The sequence below is a fragment of the Prevotella jejuni genome, assembly GCF_900187995.1.
GTDB classification, from domain to species: Bacteria; Bacteroidota; Bacteroidia; order Bacteroidales; family Bacteroidaceae; genus Prevotella; species Prevotella jejuni.
This window is the reverse complement of the sequence record NZ_FZNZ01000007.1, coordinates 42,322-66,665: the sequence shown is the minus strand read 5'-3', so window position 1 is coordinate 66,665 and position 24,344 is coordinate 42,322. Positions and strand designations below refer to the sequence as shown.

General features: G+C 41.7%; 13 protein-coding genes. 12 read left to right on the top strand and 1 reads right to left on the bottom strand.

Annotated elements, in window-relative coordinates; translation table 11 throughout:
- Positions 1-35 precede the first annotated feature (35 nt).
- From murD to CHB62_RS03610, 9 genes are all read left to right on the top strand, one after another.
- Positions 36-1,367, top strand: a complete 1,332-nt coding sequence (murD, locus tag CHB62_RS03650; RefSeq protein ID WP_089365751.1) for a UDP-N-acetylmuramoyl-L-alanine--D-glutamate ligase — start codon at positions 36-38, stop codon at positions 1,365-1,367.
- A gap of 92 nt (positions 1,368-1,459) precedes the next feature.
- Positions 1,460-2,746, top strand: coding sequence for an FtsW/RodA/SpoVE family cell cycle protein (locus tag CHB62_RS03645; protein ID WP_089365750.1), 1,287 nt, complete (start codon positions 1,460-1,462; stop codon positions 2,744-2,746).
- 86 nt (positions 2,747-2,832) lie between these two features.
- Complete coding sequence (murG, locus tag CHB62_RS03640) at positions 2,833-3,939, top strand: undecaprenyldiphospho-muramoylpentapeptide beta-N-acetylglucosaminyltransferase (protein WP_009010889.1); 1,107 nt, start codon at positions 2,833-2,835, stop codon at positions 3,937-3,939.
- An 89-nt stretch (positions 3,940-4,028) separates the two neighbouring features.
- Positions 4,029-5,405 carry a UDP-N-acetylmuramate--L-alanine ligase gene (gene murC, locus CHB62_RS03635; protein ID WP_089365749.1) on the top strand — a complete coding sequence of 459 codons (1,377 nt, stop codon included), beginning with the start codon at positions 4,029-4,031 and terminating at the stop codon, positions 5,403-5,405.
- A 39-nt stretch (positions 5,406-5,444) separates the two neighbouring features.
- Positions 5,445-6,383, top strand: coding sequence for a cell division protein FtsQ/DivIB (locus CHB62_RS03630; protein ID WP_009010891.1), 939 nt, complete (start codon positions 5,445-5,447; stop codon positions 6,381-6,383).
- Between the two features lie 50 nt (positions 6,384-6,433).
- A complete protein-coding gene (gene ftsA / locus CHB62_RS03625) occupies positions 6,434-7,888 on the top strand; it encodes a cell division protein FtsA (protein ID WP_009010892.1) in 1,455 nt (484 codons plus the stop codon).
- 63 nt (positions 7,889-7,951) lie between these two features.
- Complete coding sequence (ftsZ, locus tag CHB62_RS03620) at positions 7,952-9,280, top strand: cell division protein FtsZ (protein ID WP_089365748.1); 1,329 nt, start codon at positions 7,952-7,954, stop codon at positions 9,278-9,280.
- Between the two features lie 1,092 nt (positions 9,281-10,372).
- Positions 10,373-11,044, top strand: coding sequence for a hypothetical protein (locus tag CHB62_RS03615; protein ID WP_089365747.1), 672 nt, complete (start codon positions 10,373-10,375; stop codon positions 11,042-11,044).
- Positions 11,045-11,184: 140 nt separating this feature from the next.
- Complete coding sequence (locus tag CHB62_RS03610) at positions 11,185-13,137, top strand: hypothetical protein (RefSeq protein WP_089365746.1); 1,953 nt, start codon at positions 11,185-11,187, stop codon at positions 13,135-13,137.
- A 447-nt stretch (positions 13,138-13,584) separates the two neighbouring features.
- Here CHB62_RS03610 and CHB62_RS03605 read toward each other — a convergent pair whose 3' ends face one another.
- Positions 13,585-14,628, bottom strand: coding sequence for a YeiH family protein (locus CHB62_RS03605; protein WP_089365745.1), 1,044 nt, complete (start codon positions 14,626-14,628; stop codon positions 13,585-13,587).
- 1,253 nt (positions 14,629-15,881) lie between these two features.
- Here CHB62_RS03605 and CHB62_RS03600 point away from each other — a divergent pair.
- The 3 genes from CHB62_RS03600 (at position 15,882) to CHB62_RS03590 (ending at position 24,328) form a co-directional block, all read left to right on the top strand.
- The gene (locus CHB62_RS03600; protein ID WP_089365744.1) at positions 15,882-18,959 is read left to right on the top strand and encodes a SusC/RagA family TonB-linked outer membrane protein; all 3,078 of its coding nucleotides are present in this window, start codon (positions 15,882-15,884) and stop codon (positions 18,957-18,959) included.
- Positions 18,960-18,984: 25 nt separating this feature from the next.
- A complete protein-coding gene (locus CHB62_RS03595; protein WP_089365743.1) occupies positions 18,985-20,532 on the top strand; it encodes a RagB/SusD family nutrient uptake outer membrane protein in 1,548 nt (515 codons plus the stop codon).
- Between the two features lie 610 nt (positions 20,533-21,142).
- Positions 21,143-24,328, top strand: coding sequence for a SusC/RagA family TonB-linked outer membrane protein (locus CHB62_RS03590; RefSeq protein ID WP_089365742.1), 3,186 nt, complete (start codon positions 21,143-21,145; stop codon positions 24,326-24,328).
- Positions 24,329-24,344 lie beyond the last annotated feature (16 nt).

Below are 24,344 nucleotides of genomic sequence, written 5' to 3'. Positions count from 1 at the left end.
CATTACATAAGCAAGAGTAAGGAAAGGAAAGATATATGAAAAGAATAGTAATACTTGGTGCCGGTGAAAGTGGTGCTGGCGCAGCTGTATTGGCTAAGAAAGAGGGTTTCGACGTCTTTGTTTCAGACATGTCTGCCATTAAGGACAAGTATAAGAAGATGCTTGACGAGCGTAGCATAGAATGGGAAGAAGGACAGCATACGGAAGAGAAGATTCTTAATGCAGACGAAGTCATTAAGAGTCCGGGTATTCCTAAAGAGGCGCCGATGGTTCAGAAACTGATGGCACAAGGTACACATATCATCAGCGAGATAGAGTTTGCTGGTCGCTATACCAATTCTAAGATGATTTGTATCACTGGAAGTAATGGTAAAACTACCACAACAAGCCTCATTTATCATATCTTTAAGGATGCTGGATACGATGCTGGATTGGCCGGGAACATAGGTAACAGCCTTGCATTACAGGTTGCGGAAGACCCACATGAGTATTACATCATTGAGTTAAGTAGCTTCCAATTAGACAATATGTACGACTTCCGTGCAAATATTGCTATCCTTCTCAATATCACTCCCGACCATTTGGACCGATATGACTATAAGTTTGAGAACTATGCCGACGCCAAGATGCGTATCATTCAGAACCAGACAAAGGAGGACAGCTTCATCTATTGGAATGATGACCCTGTAATAAAGAAGGAGTTAGAGAAGTTTGATGTGCATGCAGTATGCTATCCTTTCTCTGAATTAAAAGAGAAGGGAAGCATTGGATATATCGAAGAAGGACAATACACCATAGAGCAACCTGAACCCTTCAACATGGAGCAAGAGGACCTTTCCTTGACTGGTAAGCACAATATCTATAACTCTCTTGCTGCCGGCATTGCCTCAGACATCAGTGGTATAAAGAAAGAGAACATCCGCAAGAGTCTGAGCGATTTCCCTGGTGTAGAGCATAGATTAGAGAAGGTCTGCAAGGTAGCTGGAGTGCAATACATCAACGACTCAAAGGCAACTAACGTCGATGCATGCTGGTATGCACTTGAGAGTATGAACACACCTACCGTTCTTATCCTTGGTGGTAAGGACAAAGGAAACGACTACAGCGTACTTAAAGACTTAGTAAAGCAGAAGTGTATTGGACTTGTCTACCTTGGTGCTGATAATAAAAAGCTCCATGACAACTTCGATAGCCTCGGTATTCCTGTTCGTGACACACACTCTATGAAGGATTGTGTGACGGCTTGTGCTGAATTAGCAAAGCCTGGCAATACCGTCCTTTTAAGTCCATGCTGTGCAAGCTTCGACCTCTTTAAGAATATGGAAGACCGTGGCGAGCAGTTCAAGAGTTATGTCAGAGCATTGTAGGAAAAGACTTATCTGGCTAATTGGGCTAATAAGACTAAATTGGGCCAATAAGACTAATTGGACTAATAAATCCCATAAGGAACAACAAAACAATGAAGAATAAATCTCTCAGTAATATATTTAAAGGAGACAAAGTAATCTGGATGGTCTTCTTCTTCCTATGTATCATCAGTATCGTTGAGGTCTACTCGGCTTCAAGCTCACTGTCGTTCACAAAGGGAAACTACTGGAGTCCTATCATCTATCATTGCAGTATTCTTATCGTTGGTATCGTCTTGATGGTGTTTGTACTTAATATTAAGTGCCGCTATTTCAAGCTCATAACACCCATCGTACTTATCTTCTCGACACTAATGCTTATCTGGGTGCTTGTAGCAGGACAAACAACAAATGGCGCAAACAGATGGATTACGCTTGCAGGTCTACAATTTCAACCCTCCGAATTAGCCAAAGGTGCATTGGTCTTAGCGGTTGCGCAGGTGCTTAGTGCTATGCAAACAGATCATGGAGCAGACCGTAAAGCCTTCAAATACATCATGTTACTCTCAAGTGGTATCATTCTTTTGATTCTCTTTGAGAACCTTTCTACGGCGATGCTCATTGCCCTGACGGTTATTCTGATGATGTTTGTAGGGAGAGTTCCACTCAAGCAATTAGGTCGGTTGGTAGGCTTCATTGCCTTACTTGGCGTCTTAGCATTATCCTTAGTGATGTTGGTTGGTGATGACAAGAAGCTGGAAGACGATCTACCTGACAAACAGAACCTTACAGAACAGACGGTGGCAGCACAGCCGAAAGAGTCACCTGGCTTCATTGGGAAAACGCTTCACCGTGCTGACACATGGAAGGCTCGTATAAAGAAGTTCTTCAATAATGAATATGTAGCACCTAAAGACTACGATTTGGATAAGGATGCACAGGTCGCACATGCCAACATTGCCATCGCTTCATCAGATGTTGTAGGAAAAGGACCAGGCAATTCTAACGAGCGAGACTTCCTCTCACAGGCTTTCTCCGACTTCATCTATGCTATCATCATAGAGGAGATGGGAATCGAAGGAGCTATCTTTGTGGCTTTACTCTATATCATCCTTCTCTTCAGAACGGGTATCATCGCCAACAGATGTGAGAACACTTTCCCTGCGTTCTTAGCAATGGGAATAGCCTTCCTCTTGGTTACACAAGCCCTATTCAACATGTTAGTAGCTGTTGGATTAGCCCCAGTAACAGGACAACCTCTACCACTCATTAGTAAAGGTGGTACCTCAACGATAATAAACTGTATCTACATTGGTGTCATACTAAGCGTAAGTCGCTCTGCAAAGAAGAAGAAGGAAGACAAGAGTTCAGCCGAAAATCTTTCTCACGCAACTGTCTAATTGACAGAGAAAAATAAAAAGGAAGGGTAAAGTTGAGCGAAGATAAAAAAAATGATTACCTTTGTAAGTTATAAAGAAGATTACACATGGACGAGGAATTAAGAATTATCATCAGCGGTGGCGGTACAGGAGGACATATCTTTCCGGCTGTGTCTATTGCCAACGCCATCAAAGCTAAGCACCCAGAGGCGAAGATTCTATTTGTGGGTGCAGATGGTCGTATGGAGATGCAACGCGTCCCTGCCGCAGGATATGAGATAAAAGGTCTACCTATCAAAGGCTTCGACCGTGCACACAAGTTAAAGAACTTTGAAGTACTCTACAAGCTTTGGAAGAGTCTTCGTATGGCTCGTCGCATCATTAAAGACTTCAAGCCACAGGTTGCTGTGGGTGTTGGTGGTTATGCCAGTGGTGCAACACTCTACGAATGTGCCAAGATGGGCATCCCATGTCTTATCCAAGAGCAGAACTCATACGCTGGGGTAACGAACAAGCTATTGGCGAAGCGTGTGAAAAAGATTTGTGTTGCTTACGAAGGAATGGACCGTTTCTTCCCTGCAGACAAGATTATCATGACGGGTAACCCTGTCCGACAGAACGTCCTCTCTACCCCACTTTCTATCGAAGAGGCACGCGAGAGCTTCGGTCTCAACCCTAACAAAAAGACCATCCTACTTGTGGGTGGTAGTCTGGGAGCAAGGACCATCAATCGTTCTGTCATCGAACACCTCGACCTCATAGCACAGTCAGACGTACAATTCATCTGGCAGACTGGTAAATTCTACCATCAACAGATATTGGATTCGATGAAGGGTAAGGAATTACCCAACCTGAAGATAATGGATTTCATCAGTGATATGGGAGCTGCTTATAAGGCTGCTGACCTCGTTATCAGCCGCGCTGGCGCAAGTTCTATCAGTGAGTTCCAACTCATTGGCAAGCCAGTTATCTTAGTTCCGAGTCCTAATGTGGCAGAAGACCACCAGACCAAGAACGCTATGGCGTTAGTCAACAAAGATGCTGCCCTCTGTGTAAAGGATGCTGAAGCGCCTGACACATTGATAAAGCTTGCCCTTGAGACGATCACAAATGACGAGAAGTTAGCAAGTCTAAGTGAGCATGTTAAGAAGATGGGGTTGAAGGACTCTGCTGAGATTATTGCTGATGAGGTTATCAAACTCATAAAGGCTTAATACACATACTCACCCAATAGCAATGCAAGAAACGGTAGTGAAACACAAAGCTACCAACAAACAAAAGACAGAAAAAGAATATATAACACATGGAACTCAAAGATATTAAATCAGTTTACTTCGTTGGTGCGGGTGGCATCGGTATGAGTGCTATAGCTCGCTATTTCCTTCATAAAGGGTTGATAGTGGCGGGATATGACAAAACACCATCCGAACTCACACACACTCTGGAGAAAGAAGGGATGAACATTCACTATGAAGAGAATGTAGAACTTATCCCAGCAGCCTGTAAAGAACCATCGTCTACGTTGGTTGTCTACACCCCTGCCATCCCAGCTAAGCATGCTGAACTGGTTTATTTCCGTGAGAACGGCTTTGAGATACAGAAGCGTGCACAAGTGTTGGGTACTCTTACCCGCACACACAAGGGTCTTTGCTTTGCAGGAACACATGGGAAAACGACCACGTCAAGTATGTGCGCACACCTAATGCACCAGAGTCATTTGGACTGTAATGCCTTCCTTGGGGGCATCTCTAAGAACTATGGCACCAACTACATCCTCTCTGACCACAGCGACTTTGTAGTCATTGAGGCCGATGAGTTCGACCGCTCGTTCCATTGGCTGCGTCCTTGGATGACCGTTATCACCTCTACCGACCCCGACCATTTGGATATCTATGGTACTAAGGAGGCTTATCTTGAGAGTTTCCGTCATTATACAGAACTCATCAAAAAGGGTGGTGCACTCATTATCCATAAGGACTTAGAGATGAAACCGAACGTACAAGAGGGGGTAAGAACCTATGAATACAGTCGTGACGAGGGTGATTTCCATGCTGAGAACATACGAATTGCAAACGGAACTATCACCTTTGACTTCGTTTCCCCTATCGAAAACGTAAAGGATGTAGAGCTTGGACAACCTATTCCTATCAACATAGAGAATGGTATCTCTGCTATGGCTATGGCACAACTCAATGGTTGTACTGCCGAAGAGCTTCGCAATGGCATGAAGACCTACGGTGGTGTTGACCGTCGTTTCGACTTTAAGATTAAGAACGACCGCCATGTTTTCCTCTCTGACTATGCGCATCATCCAAAGGAGATACTACAGAGTGCAAAGAGTCTGAAGGAACTCTATGCAGACAAGAAGGTTACTGTTATCTTCCAACCTCACCTTTATACTCGCACACGCGATTTCTACAAAGAGTTCGCTGATGCGCTCAGTCATTTTGATGAGGTCGTTTTGACCGAGATTTACCCTGCTCGTGAAGAACCTATCCCAGGTGTGACAAGTAAGCTCATCTACGATAATCTGCGTCCAGATGTCAAGAAGCAGATGATACAAAAGGATGATGTACTTAACTTTGTGGAATCAAGAGATTTCGATGTGTTGGTCGTTTTGGGTGCAGGCAATCTCGATAACTATGTCCCACAGATTGCTGAAATACTCAACAAGAAGTAATGTAAGAATATAGAACACTGTAAGTAAGAGAGAATAGATATGCGCATTCGGTGGAAAAAGATAATCATCACTACGCTGGACTTCCTACTGGCTATTTATCTCATCGTGGCTGTTACCTCATGGAACAAGCCTGATGAGAGCAAAGAGCTATGTACCCAAGTGAACATCAACATCTCCGACTCGAATAACGCAGGCTTTCTTACCGCAGGAGAAATCAAGCAGATATTAAAGAAGGTAAACCTCTATCCGCTTAATAAGAAGGTAAAGGACATCAATCCTCGTCACATTGAGGAAGCATTAAAGGTGGGACCTTTTATCAAGACAGCGCAGTGCTACATAACAAAAGATGGTCAGGTCAATATCCAAATTACGCAACGTATGCCGATTATACGCATCAAGAGTAATACTGGGGCTGACTACTATCTTGATGATAACGGAGGGATACTCCCTAACTCTAAGTACACAAGCGACTTGATTATCGCTACTGGTAATATAGACAACAATTTTGCACGTCTGTATATAGCCCCTTTGGCAATGGCTATCAATGCCTCTCCATTATGGCTCAACCAGATAGAACAGATTAACGTATTGCCTGACAGAGGGATCGAATTAGTCCCTCGCGTCGGTAATCACATCATTTTCATGGGTTATCTGCCTAAGAACAATGGTCCATGGAAACGTAAACATGATATCAATGTCTTTGTGACAAAGAAGTTATCACGCTTAGAGAAATTCTATCGATACGGACTCTCACAAGCTGGATGGAACAAGTATTCTTATATAGACATTGAGTTCGACAACCAAATCATCTGTAGGAAACGTGACGAAAAGGCAGAGAAGGCAGAAGAGGACGAGGTTATTAAGAAAGCTAAGTCTGAAAAGGTAGAAGACGTACAACGCACAGAAGAGGAGGAAAGAGAGAAGGCTCGTACGGAAGTGAAGCGACAAGAGAATGCTTCCGACGGTCTGACAGAATAAATAGCTAACAATTTAGAGAATATAAATAAGCAACAAAATACTTAACGAATATGGCAGAGTTTATAGTAGCCATTGAATTAGGCTCATCAAAGATTACGGGTATTGCTGGCAAGAAAAACCTTGACGGCAGCATCTCCGTACTTGCTGTTGTAAAGGAAGACGCTACACAGTGTATTCGTAAGGGTGTCGTTTACAACATCGATAAGACCGGACAGTGCCTCACCAGCATTATCAACAAACTAAGAAAACAACTGAAGTATGAAATCTCTCAAGTCTACGTTGGCGTAGGAGGACAGTCCATACGAAGCGTTCGCAACGTCATAGTAAAGGACTTACCAACCGATACTATCATTACTTCTGACATGATTAATGAGTTGATGGATGCCAATCGTAACATGACCTATCCGGACCAGGAGATCCTTGATGCTGCCACTCAGGAGTATAAAGTTGACAACCAGTACTCTCTCGACCCAGTAGGTATTAAGGCTTCTCGACTTGAGGGTAATTTCCTTAATATCCTTTGGCGCAAGGCTTTCTACGATAATCTCAACAACAGCTTTGAGAAGTCTGGCATCTCTATCGCTGAGATGTATCTTGCTCCTTTGGCCTTGGCTGATGCGGTATTGAGCGAGGCAGAGAAGCGTGGTGGCTGTGTATTGGTCGACTTTGGTGCTGATACAACCACGGTTTCTGTCTACTATAAGAATATCCTTCGCCACTTGGCTGTCATTCCTTTGGGCGGTAACAATATCACAAAGGACATCGCAAGTCTACAGATGGAGGAGAAGGATGCTGAGGCTATGAAGCTTAAGTATGGTTCTGCCTTTACTGAGAACAACGATATCGATAATACATTAAAGTATTCTATCGACGCTGAACGCTCTGTTGACAGCCGTAAGTTCATTGAGATAGTAGAAGCTCGTATCAATGAGATCGTTGAGAACGTGTGGTATCAGGTACCTTCAGAATATGCTGACAAACTTCTTGGTGGTATCATCCTTACAGGTGGCGGCATGAATCTCAAGAACATTGAGCGTTGCATGCGCAATACTACTCATATCGACAAGATACGTAAAGCGAACTTTGTCACGCATACTATCTCTTCAAGCAATGCGGATATCACTGCAAGAAATGGTAACATGAATACTATTCTCGGGCTGCTTGCTAAGGGCGATATGAACTGTGCTGGCGCTGAATACAACCCTGCACAGACCAATCTCTTTAATAATGAAGAGATTGCTGTAGCGACTCCTATCGAACAACCTTACACTCCTTCTACTGCTGCAAGACAAGGTCAGGGCATCGTTCCTACTCCAGAAGAGAAAAAGAAGGCGGAAGCTGAACGTCGTAAACGTGAGGAGGAAGAACGCAAACTACGTGAGGAAGAGGAAGCAAGAGAGCGCGAACTTGAAGAAGAAAAGCGCCGCAATAGCTTCTGGAACAAGTTCACACACAAATCTAAAGAGTTCGTTAAGAAGATTATGGCAGAAGAAGACGACGAGTAAACGCTCTTCTCTCCTGCACACAAGAAAATGAATATTGATCATAAACATAGATAACAGACTGTTATGGCAGACAACAATAATAAAATGGATATATTAGACTTCGGTGATGGCGATGTAGCCGATAGCATCATCAAGGTCATTGGTGTCGGTGGTGGTGGCGGCAATGCTGTGAACCACATGTACAGAGAAGGTATCCACGACGTGACCTTCGTTCTCTGCAACACAGATGCACAAGCACTCAACGACTCTCCTGTTCCAGTGCACCTGCAATTGGGTGATGAAGGACTTGGTGCTGGAAACCGCCCTGAACGTGCACGCCAAGCGGCTGAAGATACGAGCGAGGATATCAAAAACATGCTCAATGATGGTACGAAGATGGCGTTTATCACTGCTGGTATGGGTGGTGGTACGGGTACGGGTGCTGCTCCTGTCATCGCACGTATCAGTAAGGAATTAGGTATCCTCACCGTTGGTATCGTTACTATCCCGTTCCGTTTCGAGGGTGCTAAGAAGATTGATCAGGCCTTGGATGGCGTTGAAGAGATGGCAAAACATGTTGATGCGCTACTCGTTATCAACAACGAACGCCTACGAGAAATCTACCCAGAACTGAGCTTGCTCAATGGTTTTCGCAAGGCAGACGACACCCTGAGTGTTGCAGCTAAGAGTATTGCTGAGATTATCACAGTGCATGGTATCATGAACCTCGACTTCAACGATGTCAAGACTGTCCTCAAAGATGGTGGTGTGGCTATCATGTCTACGGGTTACGGAGAGGGTGAAGGACGAGTGAAGCAGGCGATTGAGGATGCCCTCAACTCTCCATTGCTCAACGATAACGATGTTTATAAGTCAAAGAAGATTCTGCTCTCTATCAATTTCAACAGTGACGACAAGGACAACCCTGGCTTGACAATGGAGGAGATGGGCGATGTGACAGAGTTCATGAACCACTTCAGTGCTGACTTCGAGTTAAAGTGGGGACTTGCTATCGACCCTGAACTTGATAAAAAGGTTAAGGTTACTATCCTTGCAACAGGCTTCGGTATCGAGGATGTTGATGGTATGGGTAGTCATATCAAGAAGCAGACTCAAGAGGATGCTGCTCGCCTTGCTGAGGAGGAGGAGAAGGCAGCTGAACGTCGTGACCGTCGTGACCGTTTCTACAAAGACAATAACAACTCTCAATACAAGCACCGTCCACACATCTATCGCTTTACTGCGGATGAGCTCGACAATGAGGATGTTATCCTCGCTGTTGAGAACACTCCTACTTACAAACGAACTAAACAGATGATTAAGGACATCAAGCGCATCAGTACTCCTGAGCAGGATGCCGAAGACAACGATAACCAAGAGGGCACTGTTGAGGGTGTCATCAGCTTCGTATAAGCGTGATTACAAGTATAAAGATGAGGCTGAACTTCGAAAGAGGTTCAGCCTTTTTTGTTTCATCTCACCTTTCGAATGATATCTTAATCATTCTGCCGCTCATCCTTATATCCGCCTCTGTAGTCGAGAGAGCAATTTCTTCACCCAAAGATGAAATCCACATTACTACACTTGCCGACATTCTCATAAGAAGAATATCACTCACAACTACACACCCCGAAGAAATAATTAGGATTAAGAAAGATTATTACACAACATCCAAATAAACATCCTCAAAGTAAGACCAAACTATCTTCTAAAACCAAGCTTGTAATCCTCAACAAATCAACACATTACAAACAGCATTGAAGAAGACGCCTTTCTTGCCCCAAGAAGGGCGTATTCTTGCCCCTTGAAGGGCATGTTCTCAAACGGAGAAGAGCCTTTTCTGCATCCGTCACAGGTGTCATGTCGAATAAAGAGGAGAAATAACTACCGAAATAAATCAACTATTTAGAAATACTATCTCGCTTACAAAGGCTTATTCCGCACACATAATAAACAGTTGGGAGTGGTTCTTTTAGGTATAATTCCACATCATATCGCTCACAAATATTCGTAAGGTCGTAGCCCGAAAGTGAGAAAGTCCGCTTCGTAGTTTGCCCCTTAAACTTAAAATAAATGCTGTTACCCTTATATGTAGAATACCCCGTCAATGGTACTCTATATGTCTTTTCTGGCAGATAATGCGACCTCACCATTAAGAGAAGTCCTACTACAACATAACAGGGGCAGGCGATATTGATTATATTATCATACCTCCCCCCTCGTTCCCGTCTGCCTATCGAAAATAAATGCAACAAAGATAACAGCAACAAAGAACACCGCCTCACACCACGAGATGTGTTTTTATCCTTATTTATAGAGGTTTTACTTGAAATTATGCAATGGTTTTTCAAAGCGTTATCCACCACTTCGAAGGAGTATGATAAAAGGGTCTTCTATATTGGAGGATGAGAAAAGAATAGATAGTGAGAACCACAAAAAACATAACAAATACTTGCTTATTAATGTAGAAAAACGTAAATTTGTCCCATAACTAACTTTAACAATATGCAAAAACCGCAATGGAATAGGATAAAAGACTTTGTTCAACGCAAAGAACTATCGCTTGCAATGGGTCTACACCTTGGTGCAATATTCCTCTGTGGACTGATTTATATCCTGCTACCCGAAGACGTACACCTGCGTTGGGGACTGACTTACATACCAATTTGGGCTGCTCTTCTGTCACCGATTGCACTGATGATTGCTGCACGGAAAAGCAAAAGGAAGTTGGTAATACGTCTCTATAGTGCGCTGATAGGCATTGCTCTGTGGCTATTTGCTATTTTCCTTCAAGTCATAGGGGGCGACATTTTTCTCCCTTCGACCTACTTTTGTAAAGATGGTGATTACCTTGCAAGGCGATACCAATACGATTTCTTCGACAACAACATGACGGCTGTTTACAAAGTTAGCGGGCTGACAGAAAGGAGAGTTGCATTCTATCGCTACAGCAATCCCGACTCTATCAAGGTCTATGAGTTGCTGAATGTCATCGCTTTCTACTGCCCTTCCGAAATACAGGAAGACCCATGGCCCAGCGACACCATTGCGCCTATCCGTGTCATCGAACAGCTCCGTGACGACACAATGAAACCTGAACGGAAGAAGAAGATAGAACAACTTGCCCACCGACTTAACGTCCGACTCGGCTATACACTGACTGGAAAACAAGAATAATAATTCATAATGATGATTACCTACTATGAGAAAAGAAAAAGCTATAAACCCAAATCATAAAGTTCAAAGAACAATAAGGATTCGTGCCATTAGTGCCATTCGTAGTTGTTCGAAGTTCAAATCATAAAGTTCAAAGTTCTATGCTCACAGTTCAAAGAATTAAAAAGTTCAACCTTAAACAACCTGTTTGCCTTGTCGCAACACTCCTCTCTATAACCCTTCTTGGCAGTAGCTTCAGAAGTGGTAAGACTGATGTGTACGAGATGCCAGACAGCATTCAGATGGCTATCGACTCCATAAACAAGTATGATATCTTTGCTGTTACCTACGTACTCGGTCCAGAACATCATCGTTCTAAGCAATTTGACTACGCTGATTGGCTGCGCCGTCATGCCACACCAGACCAATTAGCCGAGATAGCTAAGACAAATCCTAATCCTGCCACTCGTCTTTGGGCTTTCAGAATCTTGTTAGAGAAACCTAACAAGCAAGTCTATGATGTCCTGAAAGCAGTTATCAACGACACCACAGAGACTGAGCAGATGAGTTATTGTTTATATACCAAGAAACCTTTTAACCTCAGAGCTTTCTCTCTCTACTATTTTGACCAAGTGAATAGTCAGACACCAGAAATGCAAGAGGCAATTGACAGTCTGGTTTTCTTCGACTATATGAAGCGTTATGGATATTCCTATGGAATACTCGAACAACTCAAACCTAAACAGAAATACTATGCAGCTGTAGTCGAAGCTGCCGACAACGGACAGGTAGAAGTCCTGCCATTGCTCATCAAATATAAGAATCCTAACGACTTACAGCACATCCGTAAGTTGCTGCAAGCTGACTTTGAGGAGAACAAGCGACTGACATACGATTCCCGTGAAATCCTCGAAGAATGGGGCAAACCAGACTTTGAAGAATACGCAAAAAGCGTTTGTCAAGCCGTTATCGGTAAACCAGATTACTTTAGCGTAAGAGAGTATTTCCCCCTTCTTTGGCAATATCCTGCACCTTGGAGCTACCAACTTCTCGAGAATATCCTTTCTGGTAAAGACAGATATAGTAACATTCACGAAATAAAGGAACACTTTATAAAGTATGCAAAGGAAGGTCCTATCCCTCCTATCTTCCAACCGCTGTACGACAGATATCTAAAGGAAAGACGTACTGTCAGAAGTGGAAGACCACAAACGGAAGAGTCGCTTAAAACACTTAGAATGGCTCTTGACGCCTTAAACAAGGAGACTTTCTTTTCTGAAGAAGAGAAAGTGGGCTCCTCTAATCGTTATCGTTTAATGCAATTTGACTATGCTGACTCATTGCGCTACAATGCTACAAGCGACCAGTTGGCTGAGCTTGCCCAAACAAGTCCTTCGCCTATCACACGTCTTTGGGCATTCAGAATCCTGTTGGAGAAACCCAATGGGCAAATATTCAACATTCTTAAACAGGCTATAAACGACACAACAAGAGTCAACCATATATCAAACTCTGAAGAAGAATTCAAAGTTCCCTTCCACCGTTCTATTCTCAGCGTCTACTATCGTAACGTAGACGAGGACCTACCAGCACAACAGCAAGCAGCCATTGACAGCTTAGTGTTCTTTGATTATATGAAGAAATATGGATATGAAAATGCCTTCCTTCAGGACCTCCAACCACTCAAATCCTATTACCCAACTATCATCAAAGAGGCTGACAAAGGCAATGACGGGGTCTTGATGTTCCTCGCTCGATACAAGAACAAGAACGATATCGCTCGAATCAATAAGTTTCTGAAGCGCGATCTGAAGAAGAATGGGCGAATGACCGACCAAGCTTATTGGCTTCTTAAGAAGTGGGAGGACCCAGACTTTGAATGGTATGCAAAGACTATCTGCCAAGCAGCAGCCAAAGAGAAGACACATTACGGTCAACCTCGTTACATCAATCTCCTTTGGAGCTACCCTGCACCGTGGAGCTATGACATTCTTAAAGATATGATTTCCCAAGAAGAAAAATACAAGAACTTCTCAGATATAAAGGCTTTTCTTCAACAACAAGCGAAACAGGGAACGTTTCCTCAAGTCTTCCGACCGCTGATTGAGAAATAAGTGAAGTCTTATCCGCACAAAAAACATTACTCTTCTTTTAAGCTATCACACGTATGCTTGTAAACCTAATATAACAGCTTATTATCAATACTATCGAAAGGAGATATCGAAACTTACTTAATGTCAAAATACTAAATAGTTTCTTCTTTCTACTTTCATTACAATATTACAATTTCAACTTATCCCCCACTCTACCACAGAATCCCTCCTCGCATCGTTTAACATACAGCATCCGAGCAAACTCCCCACCAAACATGTTCCCTCTGATGCGCACTTTATCAACAACCAACACTCAACATCCATCATCCAACCCCGCAACCAAACAAGTTCCCTCAGATGCGCACTTCATTAACACCTAACACTCAACACCCATCGCCCAACAAACATGTTCCCTCAGATGCGCACTTCATCAACACCCATCACTCAACACCCTTCACCCAACATTCATCACCCAACACCCATCAAAGGCACCACATACTTTGCGAGACAATAACCTCCACCAATCAGCCAACACCACAGGATAGCAGCCAAGAGGAAAGGCTTAAAGCCAGCTTTCTTAAACTTATCGATACTCGTTTCAGCCCCTAATGCCGACATAGCCATGGTAAGAAGGAAGGTGTCAAACGTATTAATGAAATCAACACACGCCTTCGGAAGTAAATTCAAGGAATTGAAACCGATGACTACAAGGAAGAGGATGGCAAACCAAGGGATGTTTATCTTACTTCCACCGTTGCCCTCTTCCCCTCGTTCGGCAACGTTCTTTGCAACAAAGAAGGCAATGACTAATAATACAGGTACCAACATCATAACACGAATCATCTTAACGATAATCGCTGAGTTGCTCACTGCTGCACCCATAGCATTGCCTGCTCCAACGACATGAGCCACCTCATGAATCGTCGAACCAGCAAAGATTCCCATTTGAGCAGGCGGCAAATCGAATATACCCGCACGATAGAGAATAGGATAAAGAAACATCGACAGTGTACCAAAGATTACTACCGTCGCTACAGCCACAGCTGTTTTATAAGGCTTCGGACGGATAGCTCCATCCACACCCAACACTGCTGCTGCCCCACAGATACCACTTCCACAAGCTGCCAAAAGCGCAATGCTACGGTCCATCTTCAATAGTCTTCCTACTAAAACACCTAAGAGAATCGTTCCACATACGATAATCGCATCTACAACAATGGCTGGTAACCCTACGGCAACCACGTCTTGAAAAGTCAAACGAAAACCATAAAGGATAATACCAAAGCGCAACACACGCTTCCCACAGAAGGCTATACCTGGCACCCACGTGTCTGGAAGATTGTTACGAAGGCTGTTGGCATAAAGCATACCTAAGATGATACCAACAACCATCGGGCTCAAAGAGAGTGCTTTCACCCATCCCATATCACCGATATAGAAGGCGGCACACGCAAACAAAGTAATCAGCAGTACACCATGAAGCATACTACTACGCTGTTCTGTTAACTTCATAGACTTATACTATAATTATAGATAAAGTTAAAAATATCCATGCTACAAGACTACAAAAGTAATAAAAACGAGCCAAATAATTAGTCTGAACCTCCTTTTTATCATACACAAGAGAATTTATTTAGACGCTTCTGACTTTAGATACGATGATGAAAAGACATCAAAAGGACATGATGAACCGACATAAATTAGGTGAAGTGTATTTTTCACTCACACTTACTTTGAGTTCTTTTACGGTTCTTCCGTTAAATGTGTGGACGCTTTTCGTAGTGCTTTAACGTAAGATCCAAAGTTAGTCATTAAACAAAAATATAGCTGAGACAGTCAACTATCTATCCTATTTTCATCCTCTTTCATTGAAAATCTTTTCGTTTTAAGACTTCGAAAATATGCAGACCAGGGCTTAAAAAATCATTACATAATTTCAAGGAAAACACCTATAACTTACGACAAAAACACACACATGAAGCAGGTTTACAATCAACAGGGTATCAATTAGTTACCAAGTATAAAGTAAAAGGTGCCTAATTGAACTTCAAAAGGGCGTTAGCAAGGGTCTTAAAGAGCATCTTTTGCAAGCCAAAAGGGCGTCTTTTAGAAGCCAAAAGAGCATGTATTCAAAATTATGACGTGAAAAATTATGACAGAATAATAAGTTATTAGCCTAATTAGCCCAATTGGACTAAATAGCCTAATTAGGCTAATAGGAATAAATTGTTTGTAGATGACAGATAGACATCACACCTAATTACATTTATCATATAGTTTACCCACCCCCTATAAAACAATCTTATTGGAGGTAAGCCTACCATGTATGTGGATTAATCTCATTCTATTAACAATCTACACATTTAACGGAAGAACCTCTTTTACTGCTATCTTATTCGAAAGTCTTGCTGGTAGTGAGTCGTAAAAATCATCTTTAGTCACCCAAGAGGATTAACATTCATTCAACATTCAGCACTTTCTTAAAGTGTACTAATTACATTCTGATATTTTTACAACGCTTTATAATACACATTTTCATTATTTTCATACCAAATACTACACATTATCACTATTCTTTATTAATAAATGTAAAATACCAGTCAATTATTTTCTTTTCTGCTTGGAACTTTAAAAATGGTGCACTATCTTTGCAAAGTGTTAAATAAAGCAACCTATCTTTACTTGCATATAGTTTGTGATACCTTACGTTGTTAGTATTTGGGTCTGAAATAGTTTATTTATTATATTAACTAAAGCGAGAATTTATGGAAAAAAGACTAATGATGTTTTTAGTCGGCCTCTTCCTAAGTTTAGGAACAGCGCTGGCGCAAACAGAGATTAGCGGAACTGTAGTTTCCTCAGAAGATGGACTACCAGTCGTTGGCGCTTCTATCCTTGTAGCTGGCACACAGATGGGTACTGTCACTGACATTGATGGTAAATTCCACCTTATTGTACCAGCTGGGAAAAATCAGTTACGTGTACAATATGTTGGCTTAAAAACTCAACTCGTACCAGTCTCAGACGGCATAAAGGTGGTAATGAAACCTGACGCAGGCTCACTTGAAGAAGTTATTGTTACAGGTTATGGTAACTTTAAGAAATCAAGCTTTACAGGAGCTGCTGCTAACGTTGACCCTGGTAAATTGTCTGATGTGCCTGTAGCTTCTGTCCAAGACAAGATAGCAGGTTCGGTTCCTGGTGTTACTGTGACAAGTGCATCTGGTGCTCCTGGTTCTGTAAGTAATATTCGTATTCGTGGTATGGGTTCAATTAACGCTGGTAATGAACCTTTGTATGTTATTGATGGCACACCTATGATATCAGGAGACGTCAATGGCATCGGTCAAGGCAAATATAATGAATCTGGAACAAACGTACTTGCGACTCTTAACAGTAATGATATTGAGTCAATTACTGTCATAAAAGACGCTGCAGCAGCTTCTCTTTATGGTTCACGTGCAGCAAATGGAGTAATTGTAATCACAACAAAGAGTGGTAAGAAAGGAAGGACACATGTCGATTTCCGTAGTGACTGGGGATTCTCTAATGTAGCAATTAATTATCGTCCAGTATTAGGAGGAGACGAACGACGTGCACTGCTGTTCCTTGGCTTGAAGAACTATGCTCTTTATAAGGAGGGTAAGTCTGAAACAGATGCAGAGACTTTTGCTAAGGATAATATTGAAGACTATGCATCAAAGCCTACAGTGGGATATGATCAAAGTGGTAAGCCTATTAAGGAGTGGACCGATTGGAAGAGTCTTCTCTTTAAGACGGGTCATCACCAAAACTATCAGATTAGCTTGAGTGGTGGTGGTGAGAGTACACGTTTCTACACCTCACTTTCTTATATGAAGCAAACTGGTATCTTCTCTAATCAAGGTATGGAGCGATTCACTGGTAATGCTAATATAACACATAAATTTGGCCATTTCACATTGACATATTCTTCTTTATTCTCAAAGGTTAATCAAAGTCTTACCAACGATGGAGGAGCTTCTTTCTCAAGCCCTATAGCCAATTATGCATTTATTCAGAGTCCGTCTTCTATCGCTTACTTACCTGATGGAACCTTAGCTCGTGGAAGTGAAACAAATAGTTTGGTTAGTGTAAACCCAATCTATGAGGCATTGCATACCTATGATAAAACAGATATCAAGCGTGCGTTTAACTCATTGAAGTTGGATTGGAATATATGGGATGGTCTCCGTTTGAGCGAGAAGATGACATACGATTATACTTCAAATAATGAAGATGTACTTTGGGACCGTTTGTCAAATGATGGTAGTCCTGGGGGTACACTACAACGCTACACGGGTTCTATCAGCCAGTTAAATGGTCAAACACAGTTGGCATACGTGAAAACGTTTGGCCTACACAATATTGATGCCCTTTTAGGCTATGAAACAGAGAAATATGTCACAAGGTATAATTACATTAATGGTAAAGATTATCCTGGTGACCTCTACGAATTTGGTAATGCTGGTACGACCAGTGCAGAGAGTAAAGTAAGTGGTTACACTCTTGCAAGTTGGTTGGGACGAGTAAACTACAACTATGATAATAAGTATTATGCTGGTGTGAGTTTCCGTCGCGATGGTAGTAGTCGCTTGGCTAAAGACAATCGATGGGGTAACTTCTGGTCAGTTTCTGCAGCATGGCGTTTTGGTTCAGAGAAGTTCATGGAGCCTATCAAGCAGGTTGTTAGCGATGGTAAGTTACGTGCAAGTTATGGCGTGAATGGTACGCTACCAAGTAGTTTCTATGGTTACCAAAACTGGTACAAATATGGTCAATATTATAATGGAAAATCTGGTATGGCTATTGTTGGTGTTGGTAATCCAGAATTACAGTGGGAGAAAAACCGTTCTGTCAACTTTGGTCTTGACTTAACGTTACTTGATCGTATATCTGTGACATTCGATTATTATGTACGTACAACGTCTGACCTAATCTTTGATTTACCAATATCAGCAGTTCCTGGTTATTATAATAGTGATAGATTTTCCAAGAAAGCTGTTAATGTAGGTTCACTACGTAATAGAGGTTATGAAATAACTATTCAAAGTAACAACCTCCAAACAAAGGACCTTACATGGACAACAATGCTGAACTTCGGACATAACCATAATGAACTTACTAAGATTTATGGTGAAGAAAATCAGATTATCAGTGGTGTTCGCATTCATAAAGTAGGTGAACCTTATTATAGCTACTATGGCTATGAGTATGCTGGTGTTGACCCAAATACTGGTAGAGAATCTTACTACCTCAATAATGGAACAAGCAATGCACGTAACACAACAATCAATCCTAATGAAGCGAAAAAAGTTATTATAGGAAATCACGAAACAAAGATAGAAGGCGGCTTCAGTAATAATATCACATGGAAGTTTATTGATTTCGGTCTGAACTTTACATTCTCTCTTGGAGGTAAGGCTTTTGATGCTGCTACATGGCAACATAATAATGGAAACTATACCTTTGGTGGTCAGTTACCAACTTATTATGACATCAATAAGATGTGGACAGGTCCTGGCGATACGAATGCCTCACAGCCAGTGTTCCAGTATGGTAATTCAAGTGAAGTATCTTCTCGTTGGTTGATGCCAACAGATTATCTGCGTTTGAAGAGTCTGACGCTCGGATTTACGGCTCCATCACAATGGGTAACACGGATTGGTTTGAGTAAGGCACGTGCTTTCTTCTCTGCAAGTAACTTGTTGACATGGAAATCAAAGGATCTTTACGTTGATCCTGAAATGCGTGTCGATGGTGTATGTACATTCCAGACACCTGCACTCCGCACCTTTACTTTCGGTATTGAACTCGGTTTTTAATGTCTATTAATTAAAAATATTGTTTATGAAAAGAACTTATAAGAAAATATATAGCCTTATGCTTGCTGTCGTTGTAATGACTGGTGCGGCATCATGTGGTGATGAATTTCTCGATCAGAGACCGAGTGATGGTGTTTCAGAAGGAACTGCCATCAAGAGTAGTTCTGACATGGTCACAGCTCGTACAGGTATGTATGCAGCTTTGAAAGGTTCGTCCGGAGCCCAGGATTATTATGGCTTACAAATGTTTCTTTATGGAGAAATGCACGGAGAAGATTTGCAGTATAATTCTAAGTATGGTAGTAATCGTGCTTCGTTCTATTATAAGATGGAATATACTACAGCCTCTAATTTTAGTCCTACTACTGCGATTTGGCAGTCACCTTATGTCGTAATTCAAACTGCAAATCATATCATAGAAGCGGCTGATGGTGGAAAACTAACAGATAAGGATGATGCAAAAGGAAAGGCATTGATAGGTCAAATCCGTGCCGAAGCTTTAGTTTTAAGAGCTATGGCAACCTTTGATTTAACTCGTGTCTATGGAAAGACTTACACCGAGGATAATGGTGCATCGTTAGGTGTACCATTGGTGACAAAGGTAATCTCAACAGAGGAGAAACCTTCCCGTAGTACAGTTGCAGAGTGTTATACTCAAGTAATCAAAGACATAAATGAGGCTATTAGCTCTGGTAATTTACAAACAAAGCCAGAGACTGGTTATATGAGTCTTTATGCAGCTAAGGCTTTGCTATCACGTGTTTATTTAACAAAAGGTGATTGGGCAAATGCTTTGTCTACTGCCGAAGATGTTATTAATAATTCGGGTAAAAAACTTTGGACTGCCGATGAGTATGTTCAAGCTTGGAAAAAGGATGATAAAAGTCATTCTAATGAGATGATTTTTGAACTCTCTGTTACCAATTCACAAGATTGGAATGACAGAGTGGGAATTGCTTATATCTATGCAGAGAATCGCCCTGACCTTCCTGGCTATGGAGATGTATGTGCAACAAAAAACTTTGTGGAACTCCTTGCAGAAGATCCACAAGACGTTAGAGCTAACGTGTTCTTAGTCCCATCAGCTGATAAAAAGAAAGTATTTAATGGTGCTAAGGTCTATCTAAATAAGATGCCAGCATATAACGGAGATGTTCGTTATGCGAATATTCCTTTACTTCGACTCTCTGAAGTTTATCTTAATGCAGCAGAAGCAGCCTTTAGATTAGGAGATACTACAAAAGCGGCTCAGTACTTGAATGACATTATCAAAAATCGTACAAGTGATACAACTAAGCAGGTTACAGCTTCAGATGTTACGTTAGCGCGCATATTGTTGGAACGTCGAAAAGAACTTGTAGGTGAAGGACAACGTTTCTTCGATGCGCTCCGTAATAATGAGACTATCACTCGTTATACAAGTGATGCAACTCGTGGTTGGCATGACGTCTTAACGACAGAGGCTCGTAGTTACAATCGAGACTATTATAAGGCATATCCTGCTATTCCTGGTTATGAGGTTGACGCAAACGCTAATCTCAAAAAGCAGCAGAATAATGGATATAATAACTAATAATTAACAGCTTCTTCCAAAATATGGAGTGATAAACTAAGGTCCTTACAAAATAAGGCAGACAGAATCTCTGATTAGAAAGAGCTAAACACAACATCACAGAGGTACCAACGGTACAAAGAGTAACAGCGGTGTAGCATACAGATTCCTAATGACCTTTGGAATAAATGCTTTGGGTATAAAGTCTCTAATAAAACCCGCAAAACACCCCGTTGCTCCATGTACCAACGGTACCTCTGTGATTTTTATAGCTTTGTTCTAACCCAAGTTTAACACCCACTTTTGCCAAGCTAAATAATTAACATTCATTTGATATTTAACACCTTCTTGGAGTGTAATACTTACAGTATGATGTGTTTATAACGTATATTAAACAATAATTCCTTTATTTTCATGCAAAAAGCTTATACTCTCTTACTATGTATTATTAATAAATGTGAAAATTAATCTATTATGTTCTTTTCCATTTGGAACTTTAAAAATGGTGCACTATCTTTGCAAAGTGTTAAATATAATACCTACCATTACTTGTATATAGTTTGTAGAACCTTACGTATTAATATTTGAGTCTGAAATAGTTTATTTATTATATTAATTAAAGAGAGAATTTATGGAAAAAAGACTAATGATGTTTTTAGTCGGCCTCTTCCTAAGTTTAGGAACAGCGCTGGCGCAAACAGAGATTAGCGGAACTGTAGTATCCTCAAGTGACGGGCAACCTGTTGTGGGTGCATCTATCCTTGTGTCTGGAACTCAGACTGGTACTGTGACTGATATTGATGGAAAATTCCGTCTCTCAGCACCTGCAGGAGCTAAGTTGGTTGTGTCTTATGTTGGTATGGCATCAAAGACTGTTACGGCTTCAAGCAACATGAAAGTTACCTTAAATCCGAATGACAAGAATCTTGATGAGCTCGTTGTTGTGGCATACGGTACCGCTAAGCGTCAATCAATTACTGGTTCTGTTGCCGTTGTTGACTCTAAGAAGATCTCTGATCGTATTAGTACTACGGTAACGGGTGCACTGGAAGGTTCTGCTCCTGGTGTACAGGTAAATAACTCCTATGGCGAACCTGGCGCTACACCAAAGATTCATATTCGTGGTGTGGGTACATTGGTTAAAGATGCTGACCAGCCTCTCTATATTGTTGATGGTACTCCATTTGAAGGTAATATTGCCGAGTTAAATCCTGGCGACATCGAGTCTATGTCTGTATTGAAGGATGCTTCTTCAGCAGCTCTTTATGGTAACCGTGCAGCTAATGGTGTTGTCTTGATTACAACAAAGAAGGCTAAATTCTCTTCTAAACCAAATATCTCTTTGAAGATGGACCAGGGTTTCTACAGACGTGGTATCCCTGAGTATGACCGTTTAGGTCCAAACGAATGGATGGAGGCTGCTTGGGTAGCAATGAGGAATTATGCCCTCTCTGGAGGTATCGCTTCAACTGAGGCTGCAGCTGGTACTTTTGCTACTGAGCATTTAATGAGTGATTATGTAAAGCGTAATATCTATGATGCTGCTGGTAATGCCCTCTTTGATGCAAATGGTAAGCTGATTGCATCTATTCGTCCTGGTTATGACGACCTTGATTGGCAGAAAGCAGTTGAGCGTACTGGTCATCGTCAAGAGTATAGCCTTTCTGCTGGTATAGCAGGCGATAAGTACAATATCTACTCTTCTGCTGGTTATCTGAATGAGCAAGGTTATACCTTAAACTCTGGCTATGAGCGTTTTACTGGTCGTATTAATACACAATATACAGCCAACAAGTGGCTCGAATTAGGTTTGAACCTCTCTGGTACTTCTTCTGTAAGAAGCTATAATGCAGATGCTAAAGAAGCTTTCTATGCTAATCCATTCTATGTAACTCGTTACATGGCTCCTGTTTATCCTGTTTATTTGCATAACGCTGATGGTACATACGCTTTGGATGCAGATGGCAACAAGCAGTATGATACAACATCTGAGTATCTTGAAAACCGTAACCTCCCTTACGAGATGACGATGGATATGGACCGTGTACGCAGAAACGTATTGGATGGTCTGTTGTATACAAAAATCAGTTTGCCATATGGTTTCTCTTTGACAGGAAAAGTAGACTTGAACCATTCTAATGAAAATCGTCAGACCTATAATAACCCTGTTATCGGTGATGGTGCTTCTAACAATGGTCGTTTGTCAGAATATGCTTATCAGTATGTCTCTTACACAGGACAGGAACTTCTGAACTGGGATCATAATTTTGATCTCCACCACGTTGATGTTCTCCTCGGTCATGAGAACTATAGCTGGAACAAGAAATATGCTCGTGTGATGAATTCAAACGCAGCCATTGAAGGCTTAGGTGCGTTGAGTAATTTCGTATTAAACTCTGCTACAGAAGGTTACTTTGAAGATTATAGAACAGAATCTTACCTTGGTCGTCTCCGTTACAACTATGACGAGAAGTATTTCCTTGACTTCTCTCTCCGTCGTGATGGTTCTTCTAAGTTCCACAAGGATAAGCGTTGGGGTAACTTCTTCTCAGCTGGCGTAAACTGGAACATTAAGAAGGAGAAATTCATGGAGAATGTAAAGTGGGTTGATGCTTTACGTGCTCGCGCTTCATACGGTGAGGTAGGTAATGATGCTGCTGTTAATTTCTATGGTTATCAAGCACTTTATTACATTACAAAGAATGGTGGTAACCCTGCTTTGGTACGTCAGAAGTTAGCAGCTCTCGATTTGAAATGGGAGACTACACAGACTTTCGATTTCGGCGTTGAGGGTACGCTCTTTGACCGTTTGAACTTTAGCTTGGGTTATTTCGATAAGCGTTCTAAAGACTTGCTCTTCGAAGTTCGTTTCCCATTGTCAGCAGGTTCATTCTTCGGTAATGATGCTATTGAGAACCTTACACAGTATCAGAATATCGGTACAATCTCTAACCGTGGCTTCGAAATCATGTTAAATGGTGATGTTGTTCGTTCTAAGGATTGGACATGGAACCTCTCTTTTGACGCTACCACATTGAGTAACAAGGTACTTAAGTTGCCTAAGGGAAAAGATATCTTGCATGGTCAGCAGAACTATTCAGAGGGACATTCTGCTTATGAGTGGTATACTTATCACTTTGTAGGTGTTGATCAAATGACTGGTAAGTCTCTCTATGACCTTGACCCGGAAAAGGAGGCTACTGCTTCTGCAGCAGGTGACCTCGTTGAAATCAATGGAACAAAGTACACTACATCTACTTCTCAGGCAATCCGTAAGTGGGCTGGTACAGCTCTTCCTTCTGTCTATGGCTCATTTGGATCTAACCTTCGTTGGAAGGATTTGAGTTTATCAATGTTGATGACTTACAGCCTTGGTGGTAAGACAATGGATGGATCTTATAGGTCATTGATGTCTACTGGTTCGGCTTCTTCAGCAGCCGCACTCCATAAGGACGTACTTAACTCTTGGAATGGTGCACCTGATGGTATGACAGCTACTTCTCCTAACCGTATCGATCCTAATGGTACACCTATCCTTGATTTCAATGGAAGCAATGATAATAATGCTGTTAGTGACCGTTGGTTGACAAGTTCTTCTTACTTCATTATGAAGAATATCATGCTCACTTATCGTTTGCCAAAGGCATTGGTAACCAAGTGGGGTCTTGGTGGCATTTCAGTAAAGGCTGGTGTTGAGAATCTCTTTACACTCACAAGCCGTAAGGGTTTGAACCCACAGTATAGCTTTAATGGTGACAGTGACGATACTTATGTATCTGCACGTGTGTTCAACTTCGGTTTGACAGTCGATCTCTAATATTGTAGAATTTAAA